Source organism: Microcystis sp. LEGE 08355 (genome assembly GCF_015207185.1).
Taxonomy (GTDB): domain Bacteria; phylum Cyanobacteriota; class Cyanobacteriia; order Cyanobacteriales; family Microcystaceae; genus Microcystis; species Microcystis panniformis.
Genome location: NZ_JADEXI010000042.1, coordinates 1 through 15,726 on the forward strand (window position 1 = coordinate 1; position 15,726 = coordinate 15,726).

Sequence of the window (15,726 nt, forward strand, 5' to 3'; positions counted from 1 at the left end):
ATCTTAGGGGCCACCAATTAACTTTATCTCTGGTGGCACTGTACACTTCTTTTAAACCTTCGGCATCTAGTACCCGAATTAAATCCCCCGTCGATTCGGAGGCAATTAATCCCACGGTTTGCAATCCTTTTAATACCTGTTCGACGGTGCGTTGATTGAGTTGACAAGCACGAGCAATCACATCTACGGATAAATCAAAAGTATAGATATTTTCGGCACTCGGTTGACTGCCTAATTCTCTTTCTTGATAGATTAAAGCTCTCAGTAAAGTGGCTACAGCTTGGGGTGGATAGCTACTGCAATTAAGCAAATGATACTCGAATTTTTGCTGTAATTCAAATAAAAAACAGTACCGTTGACGAAAACTTTCGTTATCGTTGTAAATCTTTTCTAGTGCCGATAAGGGAATTTTCAGGACGTGGGTAGTTTTATAGGATTCCACCAAACAGGGAAAGGCACGACTGGCTAAACCATAACTAAAGGGTAAACTCCTCATGCCAAAACAGCCACCGGGGTAGGTAATGGCAATAATCCGGTCGAGGGGAGTGCTGCGGACAACGATTACACCCTCATCCAAAATCACATACAAAACATCTAGAAATTCATCGGGTAGAAAAGCCGTATAGACGGGACGATTGGAAAATAGCGTCTCTAGCTTGAGATTGTCGGCATCGAGATACTGACTTAACCAAGCTTCCTCTAGTCCGCGAAAGAGAAAACTCTGGTTAATCAGTTGTTGTAGGAGGGTTGTTTTTTTGGCCTTGACGCTCTTGCCCATAGTCTCAAACCTAGATGTAGCACTGATTTTATCTTCTCACAGTTTCCCTTGTTATCGCCTTATTCCCAATTTGTTTTATAAATGTATTGAAATTTTATTTCCTGTGCTGTAAGATTAAAGCAGACCTGAAAACAGATACAACCTCAGAGTAAAGCTTAGGAGTGCCGCCGATGCAGTCATCCCAGTCTTGTTTATCCCTACTCATGGCAACTGTCTTGACGGGAGGAATGCTGGCATCTTGTACCTCATCCCCCACCAATAGCGGCAATGACAGCCAAAAACCCGTGACTGTGACGCTTGTTTCCTATGCTGTTACCCAAAGCGCCTACGAAAAAATCATTCCCAAATTTGTCGAGGAATGGCAACAAAAAACGGGGCAAAAAGTAACTTTTGAACAGAGTTATGGTGGTTCCGGTTCCCAAACTCGCGCCGTTATCGATGGTTTGGAAGCGGATGTGGTAGCGTTGGCTTTAGCTTTGGATACCAAGAAAATTGAGCAAGCGGGATTAATTCAACCCGGTTGGGAAAAAGAAGCTCCTAATGACTCTATTGTTCATAAATCTGTGGTGGCTTTTGTTCCTCGTGATGCCAATATTAAAATTAATAAATGGTCAGATTTAGCCAAGGATAATATTAAAGTTATTACCGCTAATCCCAAGACTTCTGGCGGAGCGCGCTGGAATTTTCTTGCTCTTTGGGGTTCGGTGACGCAAGCGGGAGGCAGTGAACAAGCGGCGGAAACTTTTGTCGAAAAAGTGTTTAAAAATGCGCCAGTTTTACCTAGAGATGCTCGCGAATCTAGTGATGTATTTTTTAAACAAGGCCAGGGAAATGTGCTAATTAATTACGAAAATGAGATGATTCTCGCTAATCAAAAAGGTGAGAAGTTAGCTTACATTGTTCCTACTGATTACAACATTTCTATTGATAATCCCGTGGCGGTTGTTGATGCCAATGTGGATAAAAAAGGTACGAGAAAAGTGGCCGAGGCTTTTGTGCAGTTTTTATTTACCCCAGAGGCACAGAGGGAATTTGCTCAGGTGGGTTTTCGTCCCGTTGAACCGACGATAGTTAAAGAGTTTGAGAGTAAATTTCCTCAGATAAAAAATCTCTTTACCGTGCAGGATTTAGGAGGTTGGGATCAGGTACAAAAACAATTCTTTGATAGTGGAGCCGTCTTCGATAAAATTTTGACTAAAGCTGGTAAATCTTAAAGGAGAAAAACCATGGACAATCAACCTCAATGGCAAACTATTAATCATCCCCAAAGTGACTTACATCTCGATCAATCTGGACTTGATCGCCCCACTTCCCGAAGAATAAAAATTCGCATTCCTAAACAATATATTAACGAGCCTATTATAGCACGTTTAGGTTCTTTTCCCGGTCTAAAAGTGAATATATTTTCCGCTTTGTTAGCTGCCAATAATAATCAAGATGGCTGGTTCGATCTACAACTACAAGGCAACTCCCAAGGGATAGAAAATGCCCTTTCCTATCTGGCAGATTTAGATGTAGAAGTTTGGTATGATTCAGCACAAGTTCTTGAAGAAGCGGACAATTGGTAATCTCTAGCAATAATTAACAATGGCTAACCCACAATTATCTTTATCTCCCAGTCAACCCCTGAAAAAAGTTTCTATTCCTTGGGTAATTACCATTAGTTATCTAGTGGTTTTGTTGGTTTTACCGGCAGCGGCATTATTTGCTAAATCCCTAACTCTTGGTTTTGCTGAATTTTGGCGTGTTGCCACTTTACCGATTTCTTTGTCCGCTTACCAAGTCACTTTTTTGACTTCCTTAATCGCCGGATTAATTGACGGAGTTTTTGGCACTATTATCGCTTGGGTATTAGTGCGGTATCGATTCCCGGGTAAAAAAATTGTCGATGCTTGTGTGGATTTGCCCTTTGCTTTACCCACTTCTGTTGCTGGTTTAGTCCTAGCCACAGTTTACAGTGATAACGGTTGGCTCGGTCAATTTTTTGCCCCCTTTGGCATTAAGATATCCTTTACCATTTTAGGGGTTTTTGTGGCGATGTTATTTATCGCTTTACCCTTCATTGTCCGCACCCTACAGCCGGTTTTACAGGAAATGGAAAAAGAAGTAGAAGAGGCAGCTTTATCCCTCGGAGCTTCCTCTTGGCAAATCTTTTGGCGAGTTATTTTTCCCACAATACTACCCGCTATTTTAACAGGAGTTGCCCTCGGTTTTGCCAGAGCGATCGGTGAATATGGTTCTGTAGTTATTATCTCCTCTAATATCCCCTTTAAGGATTTAATTGCCCCAGTTTTAATCTTCCAAAGACTAGAGGAATATGATTACACAGGTGCGACAGTAATCGGCATGGTTTTATTACTGGTTTCTTTGTTCATGTTAGTAGTAATTAATTTCCTGCAGCAATGGGGGCAAAAATACAGAGTTAAGTAAAGAGTAAAAAATATTAGGGTATAACTGGAGACAGATCAAAAATGCTGAGTCTAAAAAAATCAACTAAACCGAAAGAGTGGGATTACAAACCCCTACTAATTATCATCGCCCTTGTTTATCTGGCACTATTATTATTTATTCCAGCAGCGGCAGTATTTTACTATGCTTTTCGCAATGGATTCCAAGCTTTTTTAGAAGCGGCGGGAACTTCTGACTTTATCGAAGCGGTAAGATTAACAGTAATTATTGCCCTAATTACTGTTCCTTTAAACACAATTTTTGGACTTTGTGCAGCCTGGGTAATTGCTCGCAATCAATTTCGTGGCAAAACGTTATTAATTAGTTTAATTGACTTACCTTTTGCCGTTTCTCCTGTGGTAGCGGGTTTAATGATTGTACTGCTCTATGGGCGCAATGGTTGGTTAGGTTCTTTTCTCGAATTTTTCGATATAAAAATACTTTTTGCTTTACCCGGAATGGTATTAGCAACTATATTTGTTACTATGCCTTTTGTAGCTAGAGAAGTTATCCCAGTCTTAGAAGAAATTGGTTTGGAACAAGAGGAGGCGGGGCGCACTTTAGGGGCAAATGATTGGCAGATTTTCTGGCGCGTAACTTTACCTAATATTCGTTGGGGATTGATGTACGGAGTGCTGTTAACTAATGCCCGGGCGATGGGAGAATTTGGGGCGGTTTCTGTGGTTTCTGGCAGTATTTTAGGGAGAACTGCTACCCTGCCAATTTTCGTAGAACAGGCTTATAAAAATTATCTCACTCCTGCCGCTTTTAGTGCGGCAGCTATCCTCGCTTTACTAGCGGGAGTTACTTTAATTATCAAAGAAATTCTCGAACGTAAAACCGCCCACAAAATTCACACTACATAACTACAAAAAACCTAAAAATTATGAGGGCGTTGGGTTTCATACTTCAACCGTTCGGCAAAAGCTCACGGCCGAAGCCCAACCTACGTTCATCTTATATTTAATTCCACCCACCTACTTACTTAACTACAATTAACCTAAAATATGAGTATTACCATCCAGCAAGTTTCTAAACGTTTCGGCAATTTTCAAGCTTTAGATAATATCAATTTAACCATTCCTGAAGGCAAATTAGTCGCCCTTCTTGGACCATCGGGATCGGGAAAATCCACCTTATTACGTTCAATTGCGGGATTAGAAACTCCCGACAGTGGTGCGATTATTATTAATGGACAAGATACCACTCATCTAGATCCTAGACGGAGAAATATCGGCTTTGTTTTTCAACATTATGCCCTATTTAAACATTTAACTGTCCGTCAAAATATTGCTTTTGGTCTAGAAATTCGCCAGCAAAAATCGCCAGTAATTAAGAAAAGAGTTGAGGAATTATTAGAATTAATTCAATTACAAGGATTAGGCGATCGCTATCCCGCCCAATTATCGGGAGGACAACGGCAAAGAGTAGCTTTAGCCCGCGCTTTAGCCATTCAACCGAATGTATTATTATTAGATGAACCCTTTGGAGCTTTAGATGCAAAAGTTAGAAAAGAATTAAGGGTATGGCTGAGAAATTTACACGAAGAAGTTCACGTTACCAGTGTTTTTGTTACCCACGATCAAGAGGAAGCAATGGAGGTAGCTGATACGATTGTCGTGATGAATCATGGTAGAATTGAACAGGTGGGTTCTCCCGCCGAAATTTACGATCATCCTGCCACACCTTTTGTGATGCAATTTATTGGGGAAGTGAATATCTTACCTAATCTAGCGGGATTAGGAAATGGGCATCATCATGGTCATAATTCCACCGTTTTTATCCGTCCCCACGACCTCGAAATTATGCCCAATCAAGATGGTTTGAATAGTTGGGCAGTGGTAAAAAGAGTTATTCATTTAGGCTGGGAAATACAAGTAGAATTAATGTTAGCCGATGGGGAAATGGTGGTGGCTTATCTCAATCGTGAGGAGTACAAGCAATTACAGTTACAACCAGAACAAACGGTACATTTAAAACCAAGAAAAGCGACCTTACTCACTGATTTTGACAATCCAAGTGAGAAATTTATCGATTACTCAATTTAAAAACTCTGGGTTTATTAGAGAGTTTTTTATAAAATAAACCTTAAAGCCAAGTCAAGGCTGATTCTGGTCTGGAGAAAGCAGATGATGGGGAAACTGAGGAAAGAGAAATGGGTGCATCTGATCACCCATTGGATTTGATATTATAAGTAGAGATTACTAAAAATTGAGCAGTTTTTTGGGGTAACTGGGGAAATTAACAGCTAATCTGGGACAAGACGAGCTAAAAGCAGCAGAGAGCAACAATCAATGTCTAAAAACTCTATACCTCGAATCGAAAATCTGCGCGTGCAAAATTACCGAGCTTTACAGGACTTAGAATTAAAAAGCATTACTCCTTTAACCGTTTTTCTCGGTCCTAATGGGAGCGGAAAATCTACCATATTTGATGTCTTTGCTTTCCTCTCTGAATGTTTTACTGTTGGTTTAAGAAAAGCTTGGGACAGACGGGGAAGATTTAAAGAATTAAGAACTAGAGGACAAGAAGGTTACATCATTATCGAATTAAAATATAGAGAAACCAAAGACTCATCTTTAATTACCTATCATTTAGCTATTAATGAAGCTAACAATCGCCCTTATGTTGCCGAAGAATGGTTACAGTGGAGACAAGGAGCGAAGGGCAAACCTTATCGCTTTTTAGACTTTAAAGAAGGGGAAGGAATAGTGATTAGTGGAGAAAATCCCAAACCAAAAGATAAACGAATTTCTGAACGATTAGACTCCCCGGAATTTTTAGCTGTTAGTACCCTGGGACAATTGGCCAAACATCCCCGGGTTAGTGCTTTGCGTCGTTTTGTCACAAGTTGGTATCTTTCCTACTTAACCGCAGATAATACTCGCACTCAACCAGAAGCAGGAGCGCAAGAAAGATTATCCCCAACTGGTGACAATTTACCTAATGTTATTCAATATTTAAAAGAAGATCATCCTCAACGATTAGAATCTATTTTACAAACCCTTTCTCGTCGAATTCCTAGATTAGAAAAAGTAGAAGCATCTATTATGCCGAATGGACAGCTTTTACTTCAGATTAAAGACGCACCTTTTCAAGAGCCAATTCTTGCCAAATTTGCCTCCGATGGCACTTTAAAAATGTTGGCTTATTTAACTATTTTATATGATCCAATCCCGCCGCAATTACTGGGAATAGAAGAACCAGAAAATCATCTTCATCCCCGTTTATTACCTGAATTAGCAGAAGAATGTCGGGCAGCGACCGCAAGTACACAATTAATGGTAACAACTCATTCTCCCTTTTTTGTAGATGGTTTGAAACCAGAAGAAGTTTGGGTGCTTTATCGAGATGAAAATGGTTTTACTCAAGCTAAACGTACTTCAGCAATGCAAGGAGTTAAGGAATTTATTCAAAATGGTGCTTTGTTGGGTCAATTATGGATGGAGGACTATTTTGATGTGGGTAATCCTAGCATTTAAATTTAATAGCAAAGGAGGGAAAAAGTGCATCTTGAATTTTTAGTCGAAGAATTTTCTACCCAAGAATGTTTAAATCAAATTTTACCTAAAATATTATTTGAGAATGTCACCTATAAAATTCATGCCTTTCGAGGTAAATCCGATTTAATCAAAAAGCTACCGGAGCGATTAAAAGGCTATCAATGCTGGATACCCGATGATTATCGAATCATTATTCTTGTAGATAGAGACAATGAAGATTGTCAAATGCTCAAAGAAAAGTTAGAAAATATTGCCCAACAAACAGGAATGATAACCAAAACGATTAGTGAAGATAAAAAAACATTTCAGGTGTTAAATAGAATTGCTATAGAAGAACTAGAAGCTTGGTTTTTTGGTGATATTCAGGCTATAGTCTCAGCCTATCCCAAAGTTTCTACTAATGTGGGACAGCAAGCAAAATACAGAAAACCCGATGAAATTACGGGCGGAACTTGGGAAAACTTAGAAAAGATACTTCAAAAAGCTGGGTATCATCGAGGAGGTTTAGAAAAAGTGAAAGCAGCCAGAGAAATTTCTCAATTTATGACTCCTGCTCATAATTGTTCTCCTAGTTTTCAGATTTTTTATCAAGGTTTATTGGCGATGATTAGCTAAGGATGTTTAGGAAAGTCAATGATAAAACTTCTAGGTTACTGTCAAGGATAAATTAATTTTTAACTGTTGAATAAATTGTTGCATAATTGTTCAAAATTCGGTGTTGATATTGACTGATAACTGATCACTCAGGTTAACTAACTATTTTTTGCCTCTAATTTGGTTAAACGACTTTTAAGTTCCTGATTTTCCTGTTTCATTTTTTCTAATTCCTCGCGAATTTCCTGAATTGCTTTGTCGGAACCTAATTTTTTCTGGACTTTTTGTACTGCTTCCTCCGCTACACGACGGACGCGACCATCGGGAGTTCGATCGCTCAAAGCTTGTAAAATAACGATAGCTTTGGCATTTTCTATCTGTCCTAACGCGTTACACACTGCCACTTGCGTCAAGAAAAAAGTTTCCTTGGCAATGGTTTCTAAACGTTCCAAAATTACGGTTAATTTGTCGCTGGTTTGTCCGGAAGAAATCGCTCCCAGGGCGCGGATAGCCCCTAATCTCAGGGGTTGAGGCGTGCCTAAAGCCGTGTACGTCAAAATTGACTCCAAAGCCGCCGACGAGGTTTTTAACTGGCTTAAACCGCCAATTGCGCCCGCTCTTACTACCTCATTCCACCCCTTTCTTAACTGTAAAATATGATTGAGCAGGTCAATAATTTCCCCTTCTTTATTTTGCAATTGTCCCACGGCCATAGAGCCTAATCCTCGCGCCGCGGCCGCTTCCACATAATAACTAGCATCTCCAGCTTCTAGTAGGGATTTAAGCGCGTGATAACTATCTAAGGTTTTAATTTCACTTAATCCCTCGACCACTGCCCGACGTACTTGTGCTTTTTCATCGTTTAAACCTTTAATTAAAGCAGTAACCGCCTGATCTAAACCAAGAGTCGCTAACTGTTTGACCACCTCCACACGCACCCCCCAAAAAGGCTCATTTTCTAGGGATGTCCCTAAAGCTTCGATCGCTTCTAAACCGCCTTTTTTAGCAATGGCTATGGCTGCATAGATGCGGGAAATTGGATCGGGATCCTGTTGTAATTGCGCTTTTAATTCACCGATGGGATACTCAAGAGTGACGGTTTTGAGGAAATTATTACCCCGATCGAACTTGACAAAATCGGGCTTTTGTGCTAGGGGAAAATAGAAAGTTTGTTCTTTTTGGTGAATCCGCAGATTGTAGGTAAGATCGTCAGAGTTGAGATAGGCAAAAGCGACGGGAATTTTCAAGTCGAATAGTTCCTTTTCGTCCTGGGTTTGGGTGACAGTTAATTGGGCTAAATTATTCTGATTGTCCCAACTGTAGGCCACCTTATAATCGGGATGACCACCGCGATAAACGTACTGATCAAAGAGGAATAATAAATTGTAGCCGGTCGCTTTTTCGATCGCCCGTAATAAGTCCACAGTTTCCACGGTTTTATGGGCATTATCTCGCACAAAAGTCTGAATCGCTTTTCCGAATAAATCTTCCCCTAAAATAGAGCGGATCATGTGATAAACACAAGCACCTTTTTCGTAGAGATGACGATCATAAAGTTCGATCGCTTCTCGATAAACATGAGTAACAATCGGACGACGATAGCGGGAAGTATCTTCTTCTAAATAACTTCTTGCTTCCCCTAATAAATAATAACTAGCAGCTGCTTTTCCGTATTCCGATTCTGTCCATAAAACCTCAGAATAGGAAGCCATTCCCTCTTTAATCCAAGCGTGAGACCAGTGTTTAATTACCACTAAATCACCGAACCATTGATGAGCTAATTCATGGGCAACTAAGCTTTCTGTCCAAGTATGATCGATGCTGGCTCTTTGATCAATTAAACAGCGATCGGTTAAAATTGTGGTGGAGGTATTTTCCATCCCACCAAAAATAAAATCATCTACACAAACTTGTGCGTATTTAGGATAGGGATAGGGATAACCAAACTTTTGGCTAAAAAACTCGATCATGCGGGGAGTTTTACCCATACTTCTTTGGCCCTCTTCTTCCCGTCCTTTTTCCACATAATAAGTGACAGGAACACCATTCCATGAGTCGCATAATTCAGCAAAATCTCCCACCGCAAGAGTCATTAAATAGGTAGGATGAATTTGCTTTTGTGACCAGTGATAAATTCTGTCCTCACCCACGGGTTCCACCGAGATTAATTCCCCGTTAGAAATAGCCATATAGGGTTGGGGAATTTTAACCCGAATTTCGGAAGTGGCCAATTGGCCGGGGTAATCAAAACAGGGAAACCAAAAGCGAGAATCTTCATCTTCTCCCTGGGTCCAAACTTGCATCGGTTTATCGGGATAATATTCATCGGGTCCGATAAAATATAACCCCCGTTGTGGTTGCTTAACCTGATAGTTAATCGTCAGGATAATCGGTTTATCGGTGGTGGGTTGCAGCAGATGAATGGTCAGAAGAGAACGATCATAGTCAAAGGGTTGACTGATACCTTCAATGAACACAGAATTAATATTTAAATCCACCGCGTCCAGAGTTAAACTGCTAATTCCCTGACGAATGGGGGTGAGGGTAATCTGACAGCTGCCCTGAAAACTTTGTTGAGGAATATCAATAATTAAATCGAGAAAAATATGATTAACTTGTCCGGGTCGATCGGGGTTATAATGGGGTTTAGCCCCGGGTAACTCAAAGGGTTGACGCTGATTATTTTCCGTGTCGATGGTGAGATGAGACATATTAGCCCTAACTTGCTGATTTTTGTCCGGTAAACTTAAATTAACACGATCGGTCGTCCCTTTCCTTGCTAATAATAATCCCACCCCTATGAATCTCCCTTCCTTTCTCTGGTTATGGAAAATTGCCGCTTGGTCGATGGGATTTACCCTCTTTGCCTATTTTTTACTAGCGGTTTCGGGGGTAAACATGGGTTATCGACGACTCGCGGGCCAATCTCGACCAAAATGGTTAAGACCCTTTCATCTCCTCAGCGGCCTGATCATGGTTGCTTTGGTCTTAATTCTGCTGGGAATCGGATTAGTGGGAACAATCGGTCATTATGGCAGTTTAGGCCACTCTTCCCACCTGATAGCGGGTTTATCGGTGGTTTTTCTGGTTTTTGTTTCGGCAATTAGCGGCCTGAACATTACAACCCGTCCACCCCTAGCGCGGTCTCTCCACATCGGCACTAATCTTTTATTGTTTCTGGGTTTTCTTTTTGTTAGCCTAACAGGATGGGATGTGGTCCAAAAATATCTACAATAAAAATAGTCGGCGATCGAGTGGAGACTGTTCGATCGAGAAAAACTAGCTAAGTAAGTGGATGTTAAAAATTGTCACATCCCCCCCCCTTATCAAGGGGGGCAGGGGGGATCAAAGACAAAATCTATCTTCAATTTAATTGAAACCACTTACTTATCTCATCCCGAAAAATCGCTTTTTAGTGACAGAATACTTACCCCCAAATCATTATGCAAACCGTCGAATCACAAGCTATTAACACGATGTCAGTGCCAAAAAAAGGGCTACCAGTAACAATTATTACTGGGTTTCTTGGTAGTGGTAAGACTACCCTCCTCAATCATATTCTCAGCAATCAACAGGGATTAAAAACTGCTGTTCTTGTCAATGAATTTGGTGAAATCGGTATCGATAATGAACTGATTATCAGCAGTGATGACAGCATGGTAGAATTAAATAATGGCTGTATTTGCTGCACGATTAACGAGGATTTAATTCAAGCAGTTTATAAAGTTCTCGAACGTCCCGAAAAAATCGATTATTTAGTCGTAGAAACCACGGGATTAGCCGATCCTTTACCGGTAGCTTTAACTTTTTTAGGGACGGAATTACGGGAAATGACCCGTTTAGATTCCATTGTCACTATGGTGGATTGTGCCAATTTTAGTCTCGATTTATTCAACTCGCAAGCGGCCTTAAGTCAAATCACCTACGGTGATATTATTGTTCTCAATAAAACCGATCTAGTGGATGAAGGGGATGTGGATTCTTTAGAAATAAGAATCCGGGACATGAAGCAAGGAGCGAGAATTCTTCGTACTAGCAAAAGTCAGGTTCCTTTACCCTTAATTCTCAGCGTCGGACTATTTGAATCGGATAAATATTTCGACACAGAAGAAGAACACCACGACCATCATCACCACGACCACGATCACGACCATTGCGATCATGATCACGATCATCATCACCACGATCATGATCATCACGACCATTCCAATCATTTAGAGGTAGATGGATTTACTTCTATTTCCTTTGCTAGTGACCAACCTTTTTCGATTCGGAAGTTCCAATATTTCCTCGATAATCAGTTACCGGAAAGCGTTTTCCGCGCTAAGGGGATTCTCTGGTTTGATGAAAGTCCTAAACGTCATATTTTTCACCTCAGTGGTAAACGTTTTACTCTCGAAGATGACGAATGGAAAGGTACTCCGAAAAATCAGCTAGTTCTTATCGGTCAAAATCTCGATCATGAAACCCTAAAAGAACAGATTAACAGTTGTCTCATTTTACCTGCTGTCAATCGCGGTAAAGGATTTGGCAAATAAACCCCGTGGGGGTGTTAGCCTAGGGTAACGCACCCCCATCACCTAAATTCCCCACTACCACCAATTATTTATTTTTATTCGGGTACTTTTCCCCCTAAAGATTCCACGATCGATCGAGTATTTTCCCTGAGCATTTTTACATAACTATCCCCCCCAGTACCCACCGCACCGATCGAATCAGAATATAATTGTTGTGGTGCTAATTTCACCCCCGCTTCTGCGGCTACAGTGGTAATTAAAGCGGGATTAATAGTCGTCTCGGCAAAGATAGCAGCAACCTGGAGATTTTTAATAGCATCGGCTAAATTTTTCACCGTTTGGGCGCTAGGTTGTTCTTCGGTACTAATGCCAATTAAAGTTCCCGCAACTTTTAACCCGTAGGCATGAGCATAATACTGAAAAGCGTCATGAGTGGTGACTAATTGCCTTTGGGAAGGGGGGATAGTTTCAATAGCCGCAGTAATCCAGCGATCAAGATTTTCTACTTCCCTGATTAATTGGGCGGCATTTTCAGTAAAAATTTCTTTATCTTCGGGACTTAATTCAATCAATTGATCTCGGATTTTTTCCACCATGATTATGCCATTTTTTGCTGAACCCCAAACGTGGGGATCGGGGACTTTCTGCCCCTCTTTTTCCAATTGTAAAGGCTTGATTGCTTCTCCCACAGCCACTTTTTTAGCTTTAATTCCCGTAGAATTGATCATTTTAATTAACCCCGGTTCGAGATTATAACCGTTATAGAGAATTAAATCAGCTTTTTCTAAAGCCACGCTATCGGCGGGAACCGGTTCATAAACGTGCGGATCATCCCCCGGTTTTAAAATGTCTTGATGGTCAATTTCTTCACCGCCCACTCGTGCGGTTAAATCGGCGATAATTGTGCTAGTGGAGATTACCTTGGGTTTTTGGTTATCAGTAGTATTAACCGAGGCATGACAAGCAACCAATCCCAAAAATAAACAGGATAAAATTAGTTTTTTCATCGAGAAATAGAGATGAGAGGTTAGAGGTTAGAGATGAGGGGAAATGGCATTGATATCTATCCTGATTTTTTTCCTGACTAAAGACTCCTTTTACTATTAAAATAGAGAATAGAGAAGGTGTAAATTCAAAAGACATGGATAACCAAGCCCCGATTAAACTACCGAAAACCAGCGAATCCGACCACCTCAAGCGCATTCGTCACACCACCTCCCATGTTATGGCCATGGCGGTGCAAAAATTATTCCCGAAAGCCCAAGTTACTATCGGGCCTTGGACTGAAACCGGATTTTACTACGATTTTGATGTGCCGGAACCTTTTACCGATAAGGATCTCAAGGACATCAAAAAAGAGATGGTCAAAATTATCAATAAAAAACTGCCAGTGATTCGCGAGCAAGTTTCTCGGGAAGAAGCGGAAAAGCGCATTAAAGCGATTAATGAACCCTATAAGCTGGAAATTCTGGCGGGAATTCAAGAACCCATCACCCTTTATCATCTTGGTGACGCTTGGTGGGATTTGTGCGCTGGTCCGCACCTAGATAATACAAGTGAACTAGACCCGAAAGCGATCGAATTAGAGACGGTAGCGGGTGCTTATTGGCGTGGGGATGAGAATAAAGCCCAATTACAGCGCATTTACGGCACAGCCTGGGAAAATCCCCAACAATTAGCCGAATACAAGCGCCGTAAGGAAGAGGCACTGAAACGGGATCATCGGAAATTAGGCAAAGAATTAGGTTTATTTATTTTCTCTGATTCGGTCGGGCCGGGGTTGCCTTTATGGACACCAAAAGGAACTTTAATTCGTTCTTTGTTAGAAGATTTTCTCAAAAAAGAACAGTTAAAACGCGGTTATTTACCCGTAGTTACTCCCCATATTGCTCGCGTCGATTTGTTTAAAATTTCCGGTCACTGGCAAAAGTACAAAGAAGATATGTTTCCCATGATGGCAGACGATGAGGAATCTGCTAGTAAGGAAATAGGATTTGTCCTCAAACCGATGAACTGTCCTTTTCATATTCAAATCTATAAAAGTGATTTGAGATCCTATCGGGAATTGCCGATGCGTTTGGCGGAATTCGGGACAGTTTATCGTTACGAACAATCGGGAGAATTGGGAGGGTTAACTAGAGTTCGCGGTTTTACCGTGGATGATTCCCATTTGTTTGTCACTCCCGAACAATTAGACAAGGAATTTTTAAGCGTTGTTGATTTAATTTTGACGGTGTTTAAGAGTTTACAATTAAAGAATTTTAAGGCGCGATTGAGTTTTCGTGACCCCGAATCGGATAAGTATATCGGTTCCGATGACGCTTGGGAAAAGGCACAATCAGCGATTAGAAAAGCGGTGCAAACTTTGGGGATGGATTATTTTGAAGCCCCCGGAGAAGCGGCTTTTTATGGTCCAAAATTAGACTTTATTTTCCAAGATGCCCTCGAAAGAGAATGGCAGTTAGGAACGGTACAGGTAGATTATAATTTACCCGAACGTTTTGAATTAGAATACGTTGCTGAAGATGGTAATCGTAAACGTCCGGTGATGATTCATCGCGCACCTTTTGGTTCTTTGGAACGTTTAATCGGTATTTTAATCGAAGAATACGCAGGCGATTTTCCTCTTTGGTTAGCCCCTGTCCAGATACGATTATTACCGGTTAGTGATACTCAATTGGATTACGCTAAAGAGGTGACAGCGAAAATGCAGTTGTTAGGAATTCGCGCCGAAACCGATACCAGTGGCGAACGTTTGGGTAAAATGATTCGCAATGCTGAAACTGCAAAAATACCCGTGATGGCAGTGGTGGGGGCAAAAGAAATGGAAAGTAATAGTTTAAGTATTCGCACCCGTGCCACGGGCGATTTAGGAGTAATTAGCGTCGAGGAAGTGGTGGCAAAATTAGAAACTGCCATCCAAAATCACGGTAATTTTTAAGCGTTTGCTCATCTAATTCTATGGGGCAGAAAATATTTCTGTCCCAGCATTTTTTCCTTTAGGTGTCATCATCTTTTTGAAAGGGATTTTCCCCAATACCTAGGCCTTTTTTGCTCTGTTTTAAGTCTTTCCAAAGGGCTTTAATTTTTTGGTAGGCTTCTAGAGAACTGATTTTGCCCCCCGTTTCTAGATTACAAATAAAACTGACTTTTTGGGCAAATTCCTGTAAATTGGCGTTAAATAGCAAGTTTTCTGGCTTAAATTCTCCATAGTAGGGGGCGCGAGGATAGAGAAAATCCTCCTTGCGGCGATCGGGGAGATTCGGGTTATCATCGTTAGGAGGATTCTGGTTCATAGGGCGACGGCGGGTAATTTTGCGGAATTTCTTTAGATTTTTCGGTAATGGTAATGGGAGATAATATCAATTGTTGGCTATGATTGAGGATTCAAGTAAAAACTTGGCTGATTTGCCAAAAGTTGACCCCCAGGATCGTGACGGTTTTTGGTTATAGGTTAAGGTTCGGTCGCCAAATGTTGACAGTTATCTTTAAGCTGCAATTATACATTATTTTTCTCAACGATCATCGAAAATTTGGGTCTGAAACCCCGTCGTTCTACGACGGCTTTACTGTTAAATATGAGCATCGTTTACGAAATATATGCTAAAATGTGAGGTATGGAGAAAGCCTATTCGTTTCGATTTTACCCCACACCAGAACAAGAGTCGCTATTGCGGCGCACTTTGGGCTGTGTAAGATTAGTTTACAATAAAGCTCTCCATCTCAGAACACAAGCTTGGTACGAAAAGCAAGAAAGAGTAGGCTACGCTCAAACTTCTTCAATGCTAACCGATTGGAAAAAGCAAGAAGAATTAAACTTTCTCAATGAAGTAAGCTGTGTACCTTTACAACAAGGGTTAAGACATTTACAAACAGCTTTCACTAA

At 40.9% G+C, this 15,726-nt stretch carries 15 protein-coding genes; 11 read left to right on the forward strand and 4 right to left on the reverse strand.

Annotated features, from left to right (window positions below; all coding sequences use genetic code 11):
• A partial coding sequence (locus IQ242_RS03845; RefSeq protein ID WP_002789377.1) for a Crp/Fnr family transcriptional regulator occupies positions 1 to 778 on the reverse strand: 778 nt, incomplete at its 3' end.
• Positions 779 to 948: 170 nt separating this feature from the next.
• Here IQ242_RS03845 and IQ242_RS03850 point away from each other — a divergent pair.
• From IQ242_RS03850 to IQ242_RS03880, 7 genes are all read left to right on the forward strand, one after another.
• Positions 949 to 1,992 (forward strand): sulfate ABC transporter substrate-binding protein, encoded by a 1,044-nt coding sequence (locus tag IQ242_RS03850; protein ID WP_193959090.1) that lies wholly within the window; start codon positions 949 to 951, stop codon positions 1,990 to 1,992.
• A 12-nt stretch (positions 1,993 to 2,004) separates the two neighbouring features.
• Entirely contained in the window at positions 2,005 to 2,346 is a 342-nt protein-coding gene (locus IQ242_RS03855; protein ID WP_002768372.1) for an NIL domain-containing protein, read from the forward strand.
• Positions 2,347 to 2,365: 19 nt separating this feature from the next.
• Complete coding sequence (cysT, locus tag IQ242_RS03860) at positions 2,366 to 3,208, forward strand: sulfate ABC transporter permease subunit CysT (RefSeq protein ID WP_193959091.1); 843 nt, start codon at positions 2,366 to 2,368, stop codon at positions 3,206 to 3,208.
• Positions 3,209 to 3,249: 41 nt separating this feature from the next.
• A complete protein-coding gene (cysW, locus tag IQ242_RS03865) occupies positions 3,250 to 4,092 on the forward strand; it encodes a sulfate ABC transporter permease subunit CysW (RefSeq protein WP_008200791.1) in 843 nt (280 codons plus the stop codon).
• A gap of 141 nt (positions 4,093 to 4,233) precedes the next feature.
• Positions 4,234 to 5,274: a sulfate/molybdate ABC transporter ATP-binding protein gene (locus IQ242_RS03870; RefSeq protein ID WP_193959092.1), complete on the forward strand. Its 1,041-nt coding sequence runs from the start codon at positions 4,234 to 4,236 to the stop codon at positions 5,272 to 5,274.
• A gap of 246 nt (positions 5,275 to 5,520) precedes the next feature.
• Positions 5,521 to 6,708: an AAA family ATPase gene (locus tag IQ242_RS03875; RefSeq protein WP_193959093.1), complete on the forward strand. Its 1,188-nt coding sequence runs from the start codon at positions 5,521 to 5,523 to the stop codon at positions 6,706 to 6,708.
• A 24-nt stretch (positions 6,709 to 6,732) separates the two neighbouring features.
• Complete coding sequence (locus tag IQ242_RS03880) at positions 6,733 to 7,344, forward strand: DUF4276 family protein (protein WP_002768377.1); 612 nt, start codon at positions 6,733 to 6,735, stop codon at positions 7,342 to 7,344.
• A gap of 137 nt (positions 7,345 to 7,481) precedes the next feature.
• Here the strand turns inward: IQ242_RS03880 and IQ242_RS03885 are convergent, their stop codons facing one another.
• A complete protein-coding gene (locus tag IQ242_RS03885) occupies positions 7,482 to 10,118 on the reverse strand; it encodes a M1 family metallopeptidase (protein WP_193959094.1) in 2,637 nt (878 codons plus the stop codon).
• 4 nt (positions 10,119 to 10,122) lie between these two features.
• On the opposite strand from IQ242_RS03885, the gene IQ242_RS03890 reads away from it, so the two are divergent.
• Both IQ242_RS03890 and IQ242_RS03895 read left to right on the forward strand, forming a co-directional pair.
• Positions 10,123 to 10,560, forward strand: coding sequence for a DUF4079 domain-containing protein (locus IQ242_RS03890; protein WP_193959095.1), 438 nt, complete (start codon positions 10,123 to 10,125; stop codon positions 10,558 to 10,560).
• Positions 10,561 to 10,766: 206 nt separating this feature from the next.
• Positions 10,767 to 11,861 carry a GTP-binding protein gene (locus IQ242_RS03895; protein ID WP_193959096.1) on the forward strand — a complete coding sequence of 365 codons (1,095 nt, stop codon included), beginning with the start codon at positions 10,767 to 10,769 and terminating at the stop codon, positions 11,859 to 11,861.
• A gap of 74 nt (positions 11,862 to 11,935) precedes the next feature.
• Here the strand turns inward: IQ242_RS03895 and IQ242_RS03900 are convergent, their stop codons facing one another.
• On the reverse strand, positions 11,936 to 12,847 hold the full coding sequence (locus IQ242_RS03900; RefSeq protein WP_193959097.1) for a metal ABC transporter solute-binding protein, Zn/Mn family: 912 nt from the start codon (positions 12,845 to 12,847) through the stop codon (positions 11,936 to 11,938).
• Positions 12,848 to 12,981: 134 nt separating this feature from the next.
• Between IQ242_RS03900 and thrS the strand changes: the two genes are divergently transcribed.
• On the forward strand, positions 12,982 to 14,781 hold the full coding sequence (gene thrS, locus IQ242_RS03905) for a threonine--tRNA ligase (RefSeq protein WP_193959098.1): 1,800 nt from the start codon (positions 12,982 to 12,984) through the stop codon (positions 14,779 to 14,781).
• A 58-nt stretch (positions 14,782 to 14,839) separates the two neighbouring features.
• Here thrS and IQ242_RS03910 read toward each other — a convergent pair whose 3' ends face one another.
• Complete coding sequence (locus IQ242_RS03910; protein ID WP_002743720.1) at positions 14,840 to 15,136, reverse strand: hypothetical protein; 297 nt, start codon at positions 15,134 to 15,136, stop codon at positions 14,840 to 14,842.
• Positions 15,137 to 15,457: 321 nt separating this feature from the next.
• Between IQ242_RS03910 and IQ242_RS03915 the strand changes: the two genes are divergently transcribed.
• Positions 15,458 to 15,726 (forward strand): helix-turn-helix domain-containing protein (locus IQ242_RS03915; RefSeq protein WP_193959099.1); only part of this gene is annotated, 269 nt, incomplete at its 3' end.